14 protein-coding genes and 3 tRNA genes are annotated in these 19,711 nt (G+C 44.0%); 2 read left to right on the forward strand and 15 right to left on the reverse strand.

What is annotated here, in order from left to right:
- The first annotated feature begins 128 nt into the window (after positions 1-128).
- Positions 129-1,319, forward strand: coding sequence for a geranylgeranyl reductase family protein (locus EO98_RS16025; protein ID WP_048142355.1), 1,191 nt, complete (start codon positions 129-131; stop codon positions 1,317-1,319).
- An 80-nt stretch (positions 1,320-1,399) separates the two neighbouring features.
- On the opposite strand, the gene EO98_RS16030 is transcribed toward EO98_RS16025, so the two are convergent.
- The 7 genes from EO98_RS16030 to EO98_RS16060 form a co-directional block, all read right to left on the reverse strand.
- Complete coding sequence (locus EO98_RS16030; protein WP_048142357.1) at positions 1,400-1,798, reverse strand: tetratricopeptide repeat protein; 399 nt, start codon at positions 1,796-1,798, stop codon at positions 1,400-1,402.
- Between the two features lie 309 nt (positions 1,799-2,107).
- The gene (locus EO98_RS16035) at positions 2,108-3,016 is read right to left on the reverse strand and encodes a hypothetical protein (RefSeq protein ID WP_048142360.1); all 909 of its coding nucleotides are present in this window, start codon (positions 3,014-3,016) and stop codon (positions 2,108-2,110) included.
- 194 nt (positions 3,017-3,210) lie between these two features.
- Positions 3,211-4,644 carry a pyruvate kinase gene (gene pyk, locus EO98_RS16040; RefSeq protein ID WP_048142518.1) on the reverse strand — a complete coding sequence of 478 codons (1,434 nt, stop codon included), beginning with the start codon at positions 4,642-4,644 and terminating at the stop codon, positions 3,211-3,213.
- Between the two features lie 98 nt (positions 4,645-4,742).
- Positions 4,743-5,666: an aldolase gene (locus EO98_RS16045; RefSeq protein ID WP_048131463.1), complete on the reverse strand. Its 924-nt coding sequence runs from the start codon at positions 5,664-5,666 to the stop codon at positions 4,743-4,745.
- A gap of 419 nt (positions 5,667-6,085) precedes the next feature.
- Positions 6,086-6,158, reverse strand: a tRNA-Asn gene (locus EO98_RS16050).
- A 76-nt stretch (positions 6,159-6,234) separates the two neighbouring features.
- Positions 6,235-6,309, reverse strand: a tRNA-Ile gene (locus tag EO98_RS16055).
- A gap of 109 nt (positions 6,310-6,418) precedes the next feature.
- A tRNA-Asn gene (locus tag EO98_RS16060) sits at positions 6,419-6,491 on the reverse strand.
- An 894-nt stretch (positions 6,492-7,385) separates the two neighbouring features.
- Between EO98_RS16060 and EO98_RS18025 the strand changes: the two genes are divergently transcribed.
- On the forward strand, positions 7,386-7,625 hold the full coding sequence (locus EO98_RS18025) for a hypothetical protein (protein WP_082098649.1): 240 nt from the start codon (positions 7,386-7,388) through the stop codon (positions 7,623-7,625).
- 358 nt (positions 7,626-7,983) lie between these two features.
- Here the strand turns inward: EO98_RS18025 and cobT are convergent, their stop codons facing one another.
- From cobT to EO98_RS16110, 8 genes are all read right to left on the reverse strand, one after another.
- Complete coding sequence (gene cobT / locus EO98_RS16075) at positions 7,984-9,033, reverse strand: nicotinate mononucleotide-dependent phosphoribosyltransferase CobT (RefSeq protein ID WP_048142368.1); 1,050 nt, start codon at positions 9,031-9,033, stop codon at positions 7,984-7,986.
- Positions 9,034-9,538: 505 nt separating this feature from the next.
- Positions 9,539-10,981 (reverse strand): proline--tRNA ligase, encoded by a 1,443-nt coding sequence (gene proS, locus EO98_RS16080; RefSeq protein WP_048142370.1) that lies wholly within the window; start codon positions 10,979-10,981, stop codon positions 9,539-9,541.
- A gap of 477 nt (positions 10,982-11,458) precedes the next feature.
- Positions 11,459-12,109 (reverse strand): ZPR1 zinc finger domain-containing protein, encoded by a 651-nt coding sequence (locus EO98_RS16085; protein WP_048142375.1) that lies wholly within the window; start codon positions 12,107-12,109, stop codon positions 11,459-11,461.
- Positions 12,106-12,486 (reverse strand): cell division protein SepF, encoded by a 381-nt coding sequence (gene sepF, locus EO98_RS16090; protein ID WP_048142377.1) that lies wholly within the window; start codon positions 12,484-12,486, stop codon positions 12,106-12,108. Before sepF ends, EO98_RS16085 begins: the two co-directional genes overlap by 4 nt.
- 173 nt (positions 12,487-12,659) lie before the next feature.
- Positions 12,660-13,145 carry an RNA-binding protein gene (locus EO98_RS16095; RefSeq protein WP_048136522.1) on the reverse strand — a complete coding sequence of 162 codons (486 nt, stop codon included), beginning with the start codon at positions 13,143-13,145 and terminating at the stop codon, positions 12,660-12,662.
- Between the two features lie 174 nt (positions 13,146-13,319).
- Positions 13,320-14,519, reverse strand: coding sequence for an MFS transporter (locus tag EO98_RS16100; RefSeq protein ID WP_235283785.1), 1,200 nt, complete (start codon positions 14,517-14,519; stop codon positions 13,320-13,322).
- Between the two features lie 224 nt (positions 14,520-14,743).
- Positions 14,744-15,877: an MFS transporter gene (locus tag EO98_RS16105; protein WP_048142382.1), complete on the reverse strand. Its 1,134-nt coding sequence runs from the start codon at positions 15,875-15,877 to the stop codon at positions 14,744-14,746.
- Positions 15,878-17,119: 1,242 nt separating this feature from the next.
- A complete protein-coding gene (locus EO98_RS16110; RefSeq protein ID WP_048142384.1) occupies positions 17,120-19,135 on the reverse strand; it encodes a sodium-translocating pyrophosphatase in 2,016 nt (671 codons plus the stop codon).
- Positions 19,136-19,711: the final 576 nt, after the last annotated feature.

Here is a 19,711-nt window from a genome sequence, read left to right on the forward strand (position 1 = left end):
CGAAAATCTTTTTTATCGCTGATAACGTTTTTTAATGATGAATCTATATTTTTGGCTTCAGGAAAGTATTTATAAACAATTCCTCAGTAAATTGCAGAGGCAAAAATAAACAACAGGAAGACTCTTTCATGATTCCAAAAGCCTCTTACGATGTCATCGTTGTGGGTGCAGGCCCTGCGGGTTCCACTGCTGCCCTTTATGCCGCAAGGAATGGGGCCTCTGTCCTTCTTCTTGATAAAAAAAGAGAAATTGGAAGCCCTATTCAGTGTGCAGGTTTTCTCCCCGATGCCTCGGAAGTTCAGGCTCTTCTCCCGAATGCCGAGATTCCGGAGACCCTGATAAACTATCCTGAGTCCTGCGTACTCCGGCATATCAAAACCCAGCGCATCATTCCCCCCAACTGCAGCGTTAAAGAATTCGCCGTAAGGGGTGCTGTCCTTGACCGGCGCAGGTATGATCAGTTTCTGGCCGAGCAGGCTGCCACGGCAGGGGCTGAACTGATGGTAAAAACGCGTGTAACAAAAGTGGAGGGCACAACTGTTGATACCTCCGGAATTTTCGGGAAGCATACGATCAAAGCAAAAGCGATTATCGGAGCTGACGGCCCAAATTCCCTGGTCGCAAAATCAAAAGGTCTTTCCTGGAAACCTGATTCAAAAGAGACTTCTGTTGCTATCGAGTACCAGGTCAGAAACGTTGATATTGACCCGGACGCCCTCGAGATGTATTTCGGAAAAGACTACGTTCCCGGCGGTTATGCGTGGATTTTCCCCGAAGGCGAGGGGCGGGCAAATATCGGAATCGGAATCCGAAGCGGGATGGCTGAAAAAGGGGTCTCTGCAAAAGAGTACCTGCACCGTTTCATACAGGACCACCCTCTCGCCGCCCTTAAGCTGAAAAACGCCATCATTATGAATGTTATCGCAGGCATTATTCCCGTAAATGGAGCCCCCGCAAACACTGCAACCGAAGACGCCCTTATCGTGGGGGACGCCGCAGGTCACATCATAGCAACAAACGGAGGTGGAATCCCTCCTGCAATGATCGCCGGAAAAATCGCTGGAGAGACCGCTGCCGAATTTGCAGCCGGAAAGTGCAGGCTTGAAGAATACGACAGGCGCTGGAGAGCTCAGTTCGGATCAGCGCTTGATACTTCGGTACAGGCGAGACAGATCATGGACGGGATAATGAAATCTGATACCCTCATGAACGCGGCTTTCAAGTTTATTTCCCCCGAACAGATGAAAGTCATGCAGTGTGGAAAACTTCCGGGACCTGTAAAACTCGGTCTTCATGCACTGAACCGCGGGAAAAAATAAATGGTGGTTTCAAATTGTGACCCTGGCAGTCAGGCAAAACCTGCCTGTCCGAATACTATTTTTTATCCATTTTTTGGTTTTTAACTTTCTTTCCCCTCAACTTTAGTTTCTTCTTCCTTCTCCTCGTGTGTATCCGTTGAGCCTTCTTTCTCCCCTTCAACCGGACTTTCTGCTATCCTGATCTTCCTTAATTCAGTTTCAGCATCTTCTTTATTGTACCTTGCCTCCGGATAGCCGGGTCTTATTTCAAGCGCTTTGTCAAAAGAGGCAATGGCTTCTTCATACCGTTTCAGGACCACAAATTCAAGCCCCCTGAGGTTCCAGGCTCCTGCAAAATCAGGCTTTAACACCAGAACCTTATCGAAATACTCAATCTTCTTTTCCGGGTCTGTTTCACCCACAGCAAGCCCGTACCATTCTTCTACGTTTTTTCCTTCTATTTTCTTTTTGAACAATTTGTCCAGAAATCCCAATAGCATCACTTCCCATTGAATATACGCGAGGTCGGCAGAAATAGCTGGCGATGATTATTGCTTCCCCTGTTTTTAAAGTGCGGGTCAAAAAACAATTTTCGGTACTATGAGCAGTATTTTTCAGCACCGATGGTATTTCTTTTCCATAGGTTTGGTATCCCTTAGTTGCATACAGGCTCGTCTGTTGTTTTTTTTACGGGGGGTCGGTCAGCTTCAGCTCTGTGAAACGCAGAAGAGAAAACCTGAAGATACCAGAAGAACAAAAGTATAAGGTAAAAATAAAAACAAAAAAGTTTAAAAAGAAAGTTTGCCTGCTTATATTGAAAGCAGGGCACTTTCGTTGTAAAGGCTTTCAAAGTCTGAGCTTATTACAAGTTTAGTAATATTATCCAGTGTAGTTACGTTGTAGGTAACTCCACGTTCGCTCGAGTTTGCCTGGAAAGCTGTGATCTTTTCATTTACTTCAGGCTTCGGGTTAAGGTAGATGGATGTCTGCATGTAACTGCCGTCATCCAGCTTTTTGAGATCTCTGTAGTATTGTTCGGCGGACATATCAATAGAATTATTTGTTCTTTTGGCCACTTCCTGGTAGACGTTTCCTTCCGGATCCGCCTGGCTCAGGAGCTGATCGAATTCAGTAGTGGCTGTTGCATTTCCTTCAAGGACATCGATAACGAGTTCGACATTTTTGTGGGAGCCGAGGACTGCCGGGCTTCCAACGACGTTCCAGATGTCATAGGTTCCGTTTGTCCTGTCCAGGAACTGGTAACCCTTGTAAGGGGATACAAGAGAATCCATAGGTATGATCATCTTCTGTTCAGGGATCTGGTGCAGCTCAAAACCATTTCCGTCGGCATATATAGTGCTGTATCTTTTTGTGACTTCAACGCCGTAGAAGGACGTCATCATTTCCTGGGTACCTAGGGCTGTTTCCAGGGGTGTTCCTGCGGTTTTCTGCATGTCAACATAAAGGGCACTTATAGGACCTTCTGGTGACATTTTCAGCCCGTCGGCAATGGAGTTGAATTGATGATTTACCTGTTTTCCCGGGACCTGGGAAAAGAAAATCAAGGAATCATTCCCAACTTCGGGAGTGGGGACATCATCATTACTATTGTTTGTTGAGCCCTGAATCAATACCACAAAGATTGAGAGAAGCATTGTTGCGGCTAGGAAAATAGCCAGATACTTCTGGTTTTTTGTTGCAGAATCCTTTCGTTTCATGAATGAAACCTCATAACATAAGTAAAATTATTAGGAGTGTAAAAAACACACATAATATCTAAATCTATTGCCATGAAAAAGGTTTCGTATCCGTTTTCTGACAAAAGACCGAATTTGGGATAAATTAGGGATTATAAGTATTAACTTCTCTTAACTACTCTTCTGTTTTTGAAGGCTTCTATCCGATCTTCAGTTCAGTCAAGGGTGAGGATTTTTAGCATATTTGTGCCTCCGGGTTTTCCGGAAGCAGGGCCCTGGGTGAAAACTACGAGATCTCCGCTTTTTGCAAATCCCAGTTCCTTTGCTTTTTTCGTGGTCTCCTTTTCCCAGTTTTCAAAGGTTTCTTTTACGATTACCGGGTAGACTCCATAAGATAGAGCAAGGCAGCTGCAGGCGTTCGGGAAGCGGGTGAATGCCAGGATCCAGGGCTCTGGCTTGAAGCGGGAAAGCCGGCGTGGGGTCGCTCCACTTCGGGTGGGAGTAAGCACAGCGGCTACAGGAAGCTTTTGCAGGGCTTCGTATGCCTGGAGGGCGATTACCTCATCCACTGACATTTCCTGTGCCGTGATCCCCTTGAGCATTGTGTCAATCCCCCATTTCGTCCGGGAACGCCAGTTTTCGGTGGTTTTTGCAATTTTTGCCATCATCTCCACAGTTTCCACAGGATAGTTCCCAACTGCGGTTTCTTCCGAGAGCATAACCGCATCCGTCCCGTCCAGGATGGCATTGGCAACGTCTGTGGCTTCAGCCCGGGTGGGCCTGATGTTGTCGGTCATGGAGGCCAGCATGTGGGTTGCAGTGATTACAGGGATACTCAGGAGCTTTGCACTCCGGATGAGTTCTTTCTGGACTGAGGGGACTTCCTGGATAGGGATCTCGACTCCGAGGTCTCCCCTGGCAACCATCAGGGCGTCGGTTTCCTCCAGAATCTCATCAATATTCTGAACAGCCTGTCTCCGTTCGATTTTAGCGACAATATATACAGGCTTTCCCATGGCTGAAGCAAAATTCCGGACTTTGCGGATATCTTCGGCCGTTTCCACAAAAGAGATGCTGACAGCGTCAACTTCCTCATTCAGGGCAAACTCAAGGATTTTGAAGTCCTTTTCCGTTACCGGGTCCAGGAATATCTTTGCCCCGGGCAGGTTCAGTCCTTTATGGGAATAGAGCTGGCCCCCGACCATAACTTCGCAAAGTACATCCGTTCCCGAGATTTCCAGGCAGCGGAGCTGAATAAACCCGTCGCTCAAGTAGATTAGGCTTCCCGGGGATACGCTTTCCGGGAGCTGTTTGTAGCTGACCGGGATGCGGTCCTCGCTTCCGGAGGCTTCGTCTACAGTAAGGGTTATCCGGTTTCCTTTATGGAGCATAAGCGGCTCTTTTTTGAGCTTGCCTACGCGAATTTTCGGGCCTGGCAGGTCGGCAAGGATGGAAACTGTCCTGTCAAGTTCTTCTGCAACTTTTCGGACCCTCTGGATAACTTTTCCGTGGCTCTCAAAGTCCCCGTGGGAAAAGTTAATCCTTGCCACGTTCATGCCTGCAAGCACCAGTTTCCTGAGGACTTCCTCAGAAGAAGAAGCAGGCCCTATGGTGCAGACGATCTTTGTCTTATGGTCAGGGATTTGCATATTTTCACGGTCGTTGATATTCAATTTGATATTCAATACCGTTTTTGGGATTGTTATTTTTAGCAGTATCAGAACTTACGCTACTTAGTGTGATCTGCTTATTCTTTCCTGTAGATCTTCAGGGCTTCTTCAACGCTTGCTTCTTCTACGGTTATGGCGTAGACAGCATTGCACATGCGTACCGCTTCATCCAGGGATTTTTGGTGGATATTTCTTCCGGTTGCATTCCCCTGGGCTCCGGAGATGTGGATCTGGTCGTGGAGTTTTTTGAGGAAAGCTTCGGCGTCATCACTTGAGCCGCCTGCGCAAACGACTTTGGTGCGTCCGGCTGCTTTTACGGCTTCCTTGAAAATCTCTGCAGATTTTGCCCCTTCCTTTTTCGGGTAATTGACCTTTACAAAGTCAGTCCCTAGGCAGGCTCCGACTCCTGTTGCCCCAGCGATAAGGTGCGGGTCCTTTTCGTCTTTTACGGCAGTTCCGCGGGGGTAGATCCAGAGTACGGACATCATTCCATGCTGATGAGCATCATAAACTACCTGGGCGGCCTGCACAAGCATCTCGGCTTCAAACTCGCTGCCTAGATAGATCGTATACCCAACGCCAAGGATATTGAGTCCGCTGTTTTCCTTAAACTCGGCCACCTGGTCAATGTCATACCAGAGGTTGCTAAAAGGATCAGCCTGGGAAGTTTCCACGAGGTGGGTCTTGGAGTTTACCTTTACAAGATAGGGGATATCCCTGTAGTCCATGCCGTAGCGGGCAATCAGCCCGAGCTGAGTTGCAAAAACCCCTATCTTGCTCTGGGATGCGATCCTGAAAAGGTGTTCCGGGTCAGCATCGTCTTCAGGGACCCCTTCTCCAAAAAAGTCATCATTCAGGTGCTCTACTTTCTGGTCTCCGGCAAAAAGCATGAGCTTGCCGGTGCCTTTGGTAATCTCCATGTAATTTTCCACATATGTGTCACGCATTGTTTTCGGGACATCTAAAGGCACGATTACGTCTTCTTTGTTAATTGAAACCATGTGTATAAACCTCAGTCTGATTGAGTAGCAGTCAATTGGATGATAAGTGGTACTGGATGATTTAGTTAAAAGGTAGGTAGTAATACGAGAAATGATTTATCTAGTTTATTCTTCTCAACTATATTTAATTATTTTCTCAGTTGAACTGCTGGTGCATTGCATCAGGATCCTCCCTGCTCCAAACTTCCTGACGCTTCCTAATCTCTTTCCTATTGTTGTTAAAAAACTATTCGATTAAGAATTATTAAGCGTTTCGGAAATTTAAAACCGGATCAATTACAAGGTTCAAGTAATGAAAAAAAGTAAAGGCATAAAACTTGCATAAAAACTCCCGTGTAATAGAACATTTATGGATATAAAATGAGATCCTGAAAAGGCCATGTGAAAAGTAAATTAAAGCAAAAAAGTATGAGTTTTTACGCCGCTTGCAGGGCTCGAACCTACGACATTCTGGTTAACAGCCAGACACTCTACCAACTGAGTTAAAGCGGCTTTCTGATGGGGAAGCTATTCTATTTGTTTACCCTCAGATCTTCTTATACAAGAAATTCTTCGGATATAAAGTTTATGGGCCTGACCGGATTTGAACCGGTGACCGCTCGGTTATGAGCCGAGCGCTCTAACCTGACTGAGCTACAGGCCCGAATTGTTTCTATGGCGCTTTGGTAGTTGTTAGTAAGGCTTTAATTATAAACTTTCTGCATGTGTTTCTATTTTCTAGAAAAAGCGCTATAGTATATGCAAAAGTTTTACGCCGCTTGCAGGGCTCGAACCTACGACATTCTGGTTAACAGCCAGACACTCTACCAACTGAGTTAAAGCGGCTTCTGGTATCGGGTGTGCTTTTTTGCCCACCTCTCGCGAACATTCCTAAAGCGATGATCTTATTTATATATTTCGCTTGACGCCCTTCTCACAAACTGTAGTAAGGGGTAACCTTGGGGAAATCTGCCGGCAGTAAGTACATTCTATTCGACATAATGTCATTTTACCAATGCCTTTATTTGATTTTCTTTCAATTTACTTTTCATTCATCTACTATATCTATTTGATATCTTTGAATTTAATCTTCATTCACCTGCGATCTATTATTTGATTCCCTTCCAATTCAATGTCTATTCAACTAATGTCTTAATCCGGTCTATATTTTCTTTTTTCTCTAAGTTTCTACTCTCTTTTTATAATATCTCTAAGGATTCCTTTTTCCGCCTATTTTAATGTCAATATTTATTTGCGAGACAAACCTTATATCCTATCATGAATAATATATTTGATTAGCTTTTTACAGCTTTAAGTATCGAAATCGGATGGGCTTTGTTTTAAGCAACGTAAATTCATTTTAGCTTAAAACTCCTTTATTTAAGGACCTGTCCGGGGGATTTCAACCAGTATAAAAGCCGCTTCCGGCTTTATAGTAATGTTAGCATCAGGGGTTTAAGGTCAGTTGCTCTCTGTACTGTTGGGTATCTTTTCAGGCTTTTTCTGATATTAAAGGCACTCTTCGGGTCCTATCGCGCTTCTGGCCTCTTAACCTCACAGGTTAAAAATGGAGAATAAGGGGGCTTATTCACGAAACATCTAAAAATATGTCCAAAATGCAACGCTAAGCTTAAATTGAGTCAAGATGGTGGAATGCAGTACTGTAGCATTTGCAAGTACTGGACAAAAACAGGCACTGCAAGGCTCGACTCAATCATGATATATGACTGAGGAGTCTGCATGGAAAATTTCCGTGTTCCTATGTTTTGCAGTGAATGCAAGGCCCAGCTGAAACGCCAGGTTATAGATTCTAATGTTTTCTACTACTGCAGGAGTTGCGGACGCATGAGTTCTGAGGTCTGTTTCTCCGGGGAAAGTGGCATGACTCATGCTCAGAAACCACTGGCTGCCCAAAGGGTGTCTTCTGTTACAGAGCTGGAGGTCTCTGAAAACGCCCGGAATGCTATGGTAGAGACCTGACCTGAAAAATGTTTTTGGCACGGGAAAGTTAGAATATTCAAATTTAGTTTTTTGAAAATGAGCCTGAAAAGGCTCTCAATTTTTACTTTTTTAATAGCTATAATATTTTTTAGCTCTGGATATATGAAACTCATCATTATTCATTTCCCGGTTTTCTGGCTCTTTTGCTCTATTTCTCAACTGGAATCGCGCTGGATTAAGCAAGCTGGTTTTTGTCGTAAAAACCTGCCGGACTAAACGCGTAAAAAAGTAAATCTCGTCAAGATGATTGATTAATAATCTCTCTGCAAAAAAATGAAGAGAAGTGGAATCTGTAAAAAAGAAACGTTATATTTTGCTGAAAAAACCGTTTACTTTTTCACTGTCCGGCTTTGAGCAATTTGCAAACGTTTTCCACTTCGGTTCGGAACTCATCCTGGGAGATCCCGAAAAGGCCTGTAAGATACATGGCACCTCCGGCACCTGCGCCTTCCTTGATTGTACCTGTCTCGTACCTTTGAAGCCCTTTAAGGGATGATTTCCCAAAGCCAGGGTCAGCAACATAGACTACTGGTACGCCCAGGGCTCTTGTGATCTCGACAAAATGTGCGGATTTATCTTCTACTACATAGCGGGTTGTTGCAATTGAGAGCTTTTCGGTGTTAAAGCCCAGGTGTTTGATAACCGCGTAGACTGCTGCCATCTGAGTTCCGCCGGCAAGGACAACACTGATCTCGGTGCCCTGGAAACCTGCAACAAGGCCCGCAACAGCAGGCATCATGGGGTCTCCCATGCAGGCAACAGCTTTCATAGGGTCATCTTTCAGACAGCCAAATGTCAGGCATGAGGCTTTCATGCCTTCTTCAACAACCCTTTTCTTGAGTTCAAGAGGGTTTTCATCTGCACTGCTGCTGACGTTTCCGTTATACCCGAGCGCTGTTAAAACTCCCATCGCTGTTGTTGTGCCTCCGGGGATGCTTTCCCCGATTATTACGTGGTCTGTCTGGTTTCTGAGCCTCTTGGCAAGGAATTTTGCCCGCTCGTAGATGCCCTGTACATCTCTTACTGCAATCGCCTCCCGGATGTCCTCTCCTGGCTTTGCTTTCAGGTCAATGCACGGGACATCCGGAGTAACTATTAGACCGGAATTAATGAAATGGTAGGGAGCGTCCGTAAGCTTCAGCGCTGAACGGGTCATGATCGCAGGAGTAGGAGTATCATAAGGAGGAGTCATGGGAAGCACCGGTACACTGATAATGTTCCCCGTTTCCATAAGTTCCGCGTCCCCTGCAGGCGTATAATCCGTAAGTTCAGCCGTTTTCCCTGCTGCAGAGAGCTTCGGGATGTGTGCGGTTTTGGTATTGGAAAGTACGCATAAAAACATCGGTTTTTTAGGCTTTTTCGTTACTTCCGGTTCGATCCAGGACATAATATCTCCTCTATGAAATTAACGTAAGTTTCACACAATATTAAGATAAATTGATGTAAATCTCCTCAAAGTCTAGTGAAGAATTCTTCGACTTAGTATTTAATATTTATCGGCACTCAATTATAATTTGATTATACTCAAATTAACTTTACTTTATTTTACTCATATTTCGTGGCCTGTTGCTTCGTCGCTGTGAACTGCGTATTAAAGATCACTTGAGTAAAGGTTTGAGGGCACTTTCAATGTATAAATGTGGTACTGTCTCCGGGTTGTTTAAATGGATGTTATTGCCCTAAAAGGGTGCCTTTCCGGGAAGGGTGGCCATCTTTTTTGAAAAATAGAATTATAATTGTCTGATGGATTTTTTTTCGTTTAATTTCCACTTATTTCTATAAGTCCGGATTCTTTTAAGTAAGCGGTATAAGAAGAAAATGTCCGGAATATGGGGTGCAGCTGCCCCATATTCTTTTCCGGCTGAATTTCTAAGAAAAGGCGTTTACCGGACTCAGTATGTTCTTGCAACGTAAACGCGGGTTTCGGTTTCTTCTCCGCAGGAAGGGCATTTCTCCTTTCCTTTTCCTCTCGGGGTCAGGGGAATTCCCAGGATGCCTGCTCCTATCAGGTCTTCCATTGCAAGTCCGCACTCTCTTTTGCCGCACCAGGGGATTGTTGCAACCCCTTTCTGGATCTTTTCCTTTACTTCCTCAATTTCAGTGCAGTCAAAGATGCGGTTTTCAAGTCCCGTTTTTGCTTTTTCGTAGAGGCTTTCATGGATTGCCTCAAACTTCGAAAGCACTCCGGCTTCAATTTCAGGCAGAGGGATCTGCTCTTTTTCTCCGGTGTCTCTTCTTACCGACACAGCCACATTATTTTCCAGGTCTCGAGGCCCGATTTCAAGCCTTAGGGGCACTCCCTTCATTTCCCACTTGTAGTACTTTGCCCCAGGGCGCAGGTCGCTTGCATCGATTTCAACCCTCATTCCTGCTTTCTTCAGGCGCTCCTGGACATCCTTGCAGGCCGCAAGCACCTCGGCTGCTCCTTTCTTGAAGATGATCGGGATAATGACTGCCTGAACAGGTGCGATTTCGGGAGGCAGGACAAGCCCTTTGTCATCTCCGTGGATGGAGATTGTGGCTGCAATACACCTCTCTGAAATCCCGTAACAGGTCTGGTGAGCATAGCGCTGTTCGCCGTCAGGGGCTTCGTACTTGATATCAAAGGTCTTTGCGAAGTTGTCGCCAAGGTGGTGGGCAGTACCTATCTGAAGAGTCTTTCCATCAGGCATCACGGCATCAATAGCATCGGTGTAGTCGGCGCCCGGGAACTTATCCCAGTCAGGTCTCCTTGAGCGGAGCACAGGAACTCCCAGCCTGCGATATATCTCGGTATAAAGCTCAACTGCTTCTTTTACCTGGGCTTCGGCGTCTTCCCAGGTGGCGTGCACGGTATGGGCTTCTTTAAAAGAAGTAATCTCCCTGAGCCTGATCAGGGGGCGGGTATGCTTTGTCTCGTAGCGGAAAGTATTGACTATCTGATAGAGCTTGAGAGGGAAATCTGCATGAGACCTGATCCAGATTTTGTACATCGGATAGATGGCAGTCTCACTTGTGGGGCGGAGAGCCAGAGGCACGTCAAGAGGATCTTTTCCTCCGTGGGTGACCCAGTATACCTCATCCTCAAAGCCTTTTATGTGCTCGGCTTCTTTCATGAACTCATTTTCGGGGATAAGCAGGGGGAAGAGCGTCTCCTGATGCCCGCTGTTATCCATAATTTCCCTTATGATGTTGTAAGTGTTTCTCCTGATGGCAAAACCGAAGGGGTACCAGACATAAAGCCCCTTTACAGGGTAGCGGACGTCCATTATTTCTGCCATCCACAGGAGATCGTTATACCAATCGCTGAATTCCTCTTTTGGAGGGAGTGCTGCTTCTTTTTCGCTTTCTGCCATACCTTCACCGTATTATCGTGATCTCAGTTAATTTTTATGATAAACCTTATATGAAACGTTTTAGTCCAGATATAACGCGTCATAAAACCTCAGCAGGAAACTCCTGAGTCTTTATTCAGGGTAGTTGACTTGTTACCTTATAATGGGACGTTGTTACGTATTATGAGCTACTGTTGTGTATTATGAAATGTTATTATCTCTAATAATGGAACTTTGGGAAATGTGGCTTCCGGGTGCCGTAAAGGTCTGAATGGTCAGGCACATAGATATTTTTCCGTCCGGTTGCCTATCCGGAAGATTCTGCATATGGCTTTTCTTTATTTTGCACCTTGTGCGGCATCCCTGCTACTTTATCTGGACAGAAAAATGCCTGTATAGCCCTTGACGTGTTTGCCTTTATTGAATTAAAAGTAAATCAATTATGGGGGCTCGACCCCCGGAATCATGTCAGGGCTGTTAAAAAATCGGATAAAAGAATTAATCTCCTCCGAGGGGCTGTACATTGTCCGAAACATCATGTGCAAGTTCGGATTTGTCAACATCGAAAACTATCATGCCGGTGTTTAGCTCCTCAGCCTCTTCCTTTGAGAGTTTGGTAGCAACAGCCTTTTTCGAAATTATTGCGCTGTTTCCGAGCGGGTCTTCAATGATGATTGTGATCGTTCTCTTGCCATCGATTACTTCATTGAGCATGCACAGGAGTTCCTGGCTGCGGGCGAACTTCTCTTCATCTTTATCTTCCTGTACCCATCTGCTCGCAGTCATAAGGACATTCTGAACCCTCTGCAGCACACCTTCGATGTTCGTTATATACGAATCAGACGCCGGGCCGGGTTCGACAGCAATCCCCATTTCCGGAATGCGGATCGTTCCTGAGGTTGAGCGTACGACTCTTGCATTCAGGTCTTCCAGGCTCTCAACTGACAGCTCATAGCGCATGGGCTCTTTACTGGAGAGGATCATGGTATCTGTAAAACGGAAACTGCACTGGCAGTTTGCAGTTATGTACATGATCTCCCCTAAATAGGGAATATTATCTCTCTGCCACTTCATTACAAGGTCTTTCTGACACAGAGGGCAGATGGTCCTTGTCTCAAAGTTTTCATTCTTAAAATAATCCTGATTCAATATTTTCCACCAATAATCTTTGATCTGTCGATTTTAATGCCAGTAGGAGTTACAATCACAGTGTTTCCTTTGACACCTGCAATATCTCCATGGACATCGACAACAACATCTTTCAGCTCTTTTAAAACCCTGTCCCTTAGCAGGTCATCGCCCCTGATGTTTGAGATATCAATCATAAGGATGTTCCCGTTGTAAATCTCCTGCTTGAGTGCGGATATCTGGTTGATGCTTGAAACTTCTGCAATTTTTACGTAAGTCTCTGCAGGCTCGGCCTCAAGGACTTCTTCATATTTGCTGAGGTCAATTTCAGTGTAATCTTCGGCACTGGTTGAACTTTTTACATTGCCGCCAAGGAGTTTGTCTATGAGTTTTGCCATTTATGCACGCCTTTTGTATTTTTTTAAATTTGGATAGTACTGTCCTATATTGGGATCTATATTAATTAATTTTGCTATTATAAAGCCACACTGGTTACCAGCTTCTGTTCAGGAATTTTTCCGTTTGCTACAGGGACATTTTATCTCAAACAGGGTCCCTCTTATGAGCTCCCTCATAACTCAAAATTCCAGAGTTTGTCTCCTACATAGGTTATTGACTTTATGGCTTTTCCTGAATCTGCATCAACCATCTGTTGCCCTTCCATAAGGGCTTTTCCTATGGCAAGAGGTTTTCTGTGTGTCTCTTCAACTATAATTACGAGATCCCCTTCTTTTATTTCAGGGTCAGCTTCCAGGATACCCGGGGCCATAATATCCGCTCCGTTTGAAACGAAACGAATAGCTCCTTTGTCTACAACAACAAGACGTTTCTGCAGCCCCATCTCAAGAGCTCCGCGGACTGTAGGGAAAAGAGTCCCCTCTATTTCAAACAGAAGAGGTCTGCCTTCCACAAGGATAAGGGAATATTCATCCAGAGTAACCTTTTCCAGAGTTTTGTTTTCCAGATCTGCCATCTCTTCACCGAAGGCGGATTCAAGGTCTTTTAACATCTTGTTCTTTGCATTTTTCCTCAGCTGAACTCTTGCCTTTATTTTCAATCAATCACCTGATTTCAAAAGGGTACGGTTATTCATAGGATAGGGTTTTTGAGCTTTTTAAAGCTTCTGTGGGTCCTCAGAGGTTCCTGCTGCAGGATATTTGCTACAGGATGTTTAATTTCCCTTAAAAGTTTTTATCTGATTCTTATGGCTTTTGCCTGGTCTTTACGGTTTTTATTCAAACTTTATGCAAAGCATCATAAGAAGCACCAGAGAGCTTCCGAGAAACACCGTTTCATAGCCTAAAGGATCTATAAATAAACTTCCAAAAACCGGTACCAGCCCGAGGCCTGCATAAATTCCTGTATTAAAGATCCCCATTGCAAATCCACTTGAACTTATCCTGGATACGGCAGTAACAAGCCCTATCACTGCAGCCCCTCCTCCTGCACCAATAAATAAGAATGCCAGCAGAGGTGCTTTTATGGAGAGTAGAACACCTACAGCTGCAAGGACTATTCCTGTCCTGATTATTTTCTTATAATCCGCGCTTGCTCTCCCTGCAGCCAGGGAACTCAACATTGCAGCTATATATGAGGCTGAAATTGCAAGCCCCAGCTCAGGTTTTGTCAGGAAGTCCGCACTGTAGTCCGGATAGTTTGAAGTCAACAGGCCGGTGGCTCCGTATAGGAGGACTGAAATTCCCCATATCTTCCAGAAACCGCTTTCAGAAAACTCTTTCCGGGCTTTTTTCAGGTGCCCGGCAGGTTCGAAGGTCATTAAGGTCTCAGTTTGCTCTCCTGAAGATTCTTTACTGTTTGAGGCGCCGGATTTTTTCTTCTTCCAGCCAGAGCTGCCTGAAGATATCAGTTTCCAGGCTTCCGGAAGAATTGAGGCAAAGGAAAAACCCGCGAGAATGGTAAAGATAATTATTGCAGTTTTGATTCCCATTTCCGCAAGCATTCCTGAGAAAAAAACTCCTGCAGCCAGTCCGGCATTTAACAGAAAATTAAATTCTCCCAGACTTCGCTGGCTGTCTTTCCATTCCGCAAGCATGGAATAAGCCGCAGGAAAAAAAGCCCCGCATCCCATACCTTCTACGAATCTTGAGGTGCCAAGAATCCACAGGTTGTCAGAAAATGAGATAAAAAGACCCGAAATAAAAGTAAGTATGATTCCCAGGCCTGCTACCTTCAGGTTTCCTATCCTGTCTGCAAGGATTCCGAATGGAAGTAGTGTAAGAAAAGCCCCTATAAAATATCCGGAATAAAGCAGGCTTGAGACAGCGGGATTCGCGTTGCCCTCTCCTGCAAGCTCAGGGAGGACAGGAATTGCTGCATTCGAAAGACCCTGGATCGCAAAGACTGAAGAATAGAGTAGGAGTTTTTTAGAATTCATGGTTTTTCGGTTCTGTTTGCAAGTAATTTCCTGCAATCTGACTTTTTGTATATAATTTGCAATCTGACTTTTTGTATATAATTTGCAATCTGATTTTTTGTATATAACTTGCAATCTGATTTTCTGCAAGCTTCAGATATATCTGTTTTCTCCGGGATCTATTTCTTTCGGTTTCTTATCCAGAATATTTTTTCCTTTTTGTGAATACCATACTATCTTTCAGTCATTTAATTGAAGGGCTATTCTACAGAGCCGGCTATTCAGTCTTTTAAGAGCAGAACTCCGGCCAGGATACCGCCATTTGCGACAAATATTTTTTCAAAGCTCAGAATCCCTGTAAGGGCTCCTGCGGCTATAGGGAGCAGGGAAAGACCTACATATATGGTTGTGTTAAAAAGCCCCATTGCAAGACCTCTATCTGCATTCATTCTTGCAACAGAGAGGGCAAAACCTACCATTGCAATTCCTGACCCTCCTCCGAGGCTTGAGAAACCGAGAAAGGGGTATTTGATGGCAGAAAGGGCGCCAAAGGCAGAAAAAGATACTCCTATCCAGATAATTGCCTTTTCTTTGACATTAAAATGCCCAACAAGAAGAGAAGTGATCATGGCGCAGACATAGAGGCTTGCAATAGCGCTTCCAAGCTGGGCTTTTGTCAGGACTCCAAAACTGTAATCAGGGTAGTAGGCTATAAGAACTCCTATTGCTCCGTTGAGCAAAAAAGAACTCAGCCATATCCCTGAATTGTGGCGGTTAAGAAGCCCTGCAACTTCGCCGAAAGAATGTTTGAAATGGTCTTTGAGAGAACCCGTCCCTGGCAGTAAATCTGATCTTCCTCCCGTCCCTTTCAGGTTAATGAGCTCTCTGTGCCTGGGAAGAAGAGGGATAACCGAAAGTAAAGCCATAAAAGTGAATATAAGGATGGCACCTTTAAGGTAGATATCTGCCAGCAGTCCTGAGAATAAAGCTCCCGAAGCCAGCCCTGCATTGAATAGAAAGGTGAATTCTCCCATGCACCGTCCTGGATCTTTACACTTTGAAAGTGTAGAAAAGGCTGCAGGAAAAAAAGCTCCGCAGGCAGAGCCTTCCATAAACCTGGAAATCAGAAGGACCCACAGGTTTTCGGAGAAAAGGATAATTAGCCCTGAGATGGTTGTAAGGATAATGCCAAGTCCTATTAACCTGAAGTTTTCGAATCTGTCAGCCAGAATCCCAAAGGGAAGCATTGTTGCAAGGGCTCCCAGAAAGTACCCTGAAAAGAGCAGGCTTGATGCAAATTCTCCATACGTACTGTGATAACGGGCTGCAAGTTCTGGGAGGATGGGGATTACAGCATTGGAAAGCCCCATAATTGCAAAAACTGCAATATAAATCAAACGCCTCTCAGGGTTCATGGAATTTAAAACTCGCAATCTCGTATAAGTTTTTTATCGTGACTACTATCCTGAAACCTGTTATTCCTTTTTCAATATTTACGGGTTCTTCTCTTAAACATCTGTTAAATATATGTTGTAAATAGAAAATTCCATCTAATGTTCTTATATGGTCTCCTATAACTATTCAGCCTGTAAAAACAAGTCTATTGATCTCGATTTTGGTGAAAATGGGCTGTATGATTACTAACCGGGGAGAAATGAATAAAACACAATCAATTGTCAACAATTAAATAAAATAAATTCACCTAAATTGGCCCCTTAAATTTTTTTAACAATGGCTATTGATGTTGTTTTTCATGGGCCTCATAGTACCGATATTTTCTCTATTATATTTAACTAGAAAGAAATGCATAGCTATTTATATAATTACTTTGAATAGGGGTTATGTGAGTAATGTGAGCGGGAAACTTTTTTCACATACCATACCCCCCACTCCCCATATGACCCCCCACTCCCCAACCCGCTCACACTACTTCTAACTTATTTCTAATTATGCAGCTCTTTTTTCTGTTTCTTTCCAGACTCAGTTACTTTTCTGCTGCTTTTGCGGATCTTTTAGGCAGGTCTAATTTCCTTCTTTTATCTTTTCTATTATTTCGCGGTGATTTGTTTTCGTGCTGTCTGCTGAAATATCAAATGTGTAATTACAGGGCACTTTGGCATTTTTATTTGGCACTTTCACCTGCGAATCTCACCTTCATAACTTATTTTATTTCTAAACGTTTATTAATTCCTTAACTCTTTTCATATTTTAATTTTAATCATATTTTTATTCATTATATAATGAGATTACTTATTATATTACCTATTATATTATCTTTTCTATTTTTCTGGTTATGTTTGAGTATTTTTTAAATCGTATCCTTCTCTATAATGACTATTTATCCCATAATGGACAACTTTAATCTCTTCTTATATTGGAAGAAATTTAGTTTACAAATGTAAAATTCTCTGAAAAATTTCTATTCATCTATAAAAGCACGAGTATGCCATTCTATAATACAGACGATTTTTGCAGGACAACTGATTGAAAAATATAATTTGATTCATGGGGGGTACTTAAAAAAATGAGTATGTTTTTAAGGGGAAATGGCCTGAAAAAGCGGATCATCCGGTAAAATAAAAAACCAGGATAAAAATGAAATGTGAAATTGGGGAAATGGATTCCCGGATTAAGGGATTCCAGATCCTTCTCTTCCCTTAGAAGAGGCCGCTGTGTATTATAAGGGATGAGAAGAGAATTGCCACCATATTCACAACTTTGATCAGGGCATTAAGGGCAGGCCCGGCAGTGTCTTTGAAAGGGTCACCTACGGTATCCCCGACTACTGCAGCTTTATGAGCTTCTGAGCCCCTTCCTCCGTGATTTCCATCTTCAATCAGTTTTTTTGCGTTGTCCCAGGCTCCTCCTCCATTATCCATCAGGAGGGCGAGCATAAACCCGACTATAATAAGCCCTATGAGAAGCCCTGCAAGTGCTTTCGGGCCAAGGATGAACCCCACAAGCAGAGGCACAATTACGGCAAGGAAACCGGGCATTGCCATCTCATGGATAGCTGCTTTTGTTACTATGTCAACACAGCGTCCGTATTCTGGCTTAGCTGTCCCTTCCATAATTCCAGGGATCTCCCTAAACTGCCTGCGGACCTCATTTACAACCTCAAAAGCAGCTTTTCCCACCGCGCTCATCGTAACTGCACTGAATATGAACGGCAGCAGTGCTCCGAGAAGAAGTCCTGCAAGCACCACAGGGTCGTCGAGGTTCAGGGACTGTCCATTAAGGTTTACCTTGTTGCGGTAGTCTGCAAAAAGAGCAAGTGCACCCAGAGCTGCAGAGCTTATTGCATATCCTTTGGTAACCGCTTTTGTGGTGTTTCCCACGGCATCAAGGGCATCCGTGACTTTTCTGACCTTGGCTGGAAGGTTTGCCATCTGGGCAATTCCACCGGCGTTATCCGTAATAGGGCCATAAGAGTCCAGAGCAACTATCATGCCTGTGGTTGAGAGCATTGCAACGGCAGCGATGGCAATTCCGTAGAGCCCTATCCCCGCGTCTGCTGCTCCTCCCACGATAAAGTACGAAGTAAGTATACCTATCACAATTATTACAGTAGGCACGAGCGTGCTTTCGAAGCCTATTGATAACCCTGAAATAATATTGGTTGCAGCCCCTGTTTCTGACGCAGCTGCGATTGTTTTTACTGGTCTGTAGCTTGTGGAAGTGTAGTATTCAGTAATTATCACCATAAGCACCGTGATAACGATGCCTACGATAGTGGCATAGAAAAATCTGATGTCACCCATAAGGGAGTTGGTTACGAAATAGAAAGCAACCAGACTGATAATTGCAGAGCCGCCTACGCCCTTGTAGAGAGCCTGCATGATCTTCCCTTCTTTTCCTATCTTCACAAAGAAGACAGATATGATGGATGCAAAGATTGCGACAGAACCCAGTATCAGCGGGTAGAGTATGGCGTTTTCGTAAGTGCCGATAACAAGGGAACCGAGCAGCATGGCAGCCAGAGAAGTAACCACATACGTCTCAAAGAGGTCTGCCCCCATCCCTGCGCAGTCGCCTACATTGTCACCCACATTGTCGGCAATAACTCCTGCATTCCTGGGATCGTCTTCCGGGATCCCGGCTTCGATCTTACCTACGAGGTCTGCCCCTACATCTGCAGCTTTTGTAAAGATTCCTCCGCCAACCCTGGCAAAAAGGCTGATAAGGCTGGCTCCGAAACCAAATCCGACAACTAAGTCAACGTTCCCATAGAGGATGTAAAAGCCACTTGTCCCGAGCAGTGCAAGTCCTACAACTGCAAGTCCTGTTACGGCCCCCCCGCGGAATGCAACTGACATGGCTTTCTCAATTCCGTTTGATGCGGCATGAGCAGTCCTGACGTTTGCCCTGACTGAGACGCTCATTCCTATATAACCGGCAGCAGCCGAACTTATGGCACCTGCCAGGAATCCTATAGCTATTTTCAGTCCATCATCCAGCAAAAAAAGAATCAGGAACGCTAGAATGATCGAAACTACTGCAATCGTTTTGTACTGGCGATTTAGATAAGCCATAGCTCCTTCCTGAATTGCACCGGCTATTTCCTGCATTTTCTCATTGCCGGTGTCTTCTTTCAGGACGCTTTTTGCGAAAAAAGCAGCGAAGACCAGACTTATAACGCCTGCTAAAGGAGCAATAAATATTAAACCTTCCATAAATTTCCTATCCTTTGGTTTTGATACCCGTTCACATTATCATTTTTTTATAATTCCTTTCAGAGTTCCTATCCTTTAGCTCCAATTTCTTTCTCATTATCTCCAACATGTATTTATTTTTATTTTATAACGATTTTTACATATCAATCTAGTATTAATTCTAAAATATTATTTTGAATTGGTAAAGCCTCATCTTCGACGACAGCGTAAATAGTTATTTTTTATATAAACGTTTGCGCTCCTTTGTCTCATCAAAGGTCCCTCAACTCCTTAAAATACTACCAATTTTCCCATAATTGATGATTTAATAAAATTCAAATCTGCAGGATCAGAGGGAGATATACAGGAGGTTAAAAGAGGGTTTGATAAGGGTTTACTGGATACAATCTCCGGAGAGACCAGTGATTTTATCCTGCGTCTTTTTCAATAAATTTTTTTCGACAGTCTCATTTCCGGCTATAATTATGTAAAGAAACAGTGGATAAGACTGGGAATGCGAACGAAGAGATCATCTTTTTCTTTTACTCATCTAATTTGGATATATATTTATTCTACTAACAAGGTAACAAGTTTCCG

Origin of the sequence: Methanosarcina sp. 2.H.T.1A.6 (genome assembly GCF_000979455.1) — an archaeon.
Lineage (GTDB): Archaea > Halobacteriota > Methanosarcinia > Methanosarcinales > Methanosarcinaceae > Methanosarcina.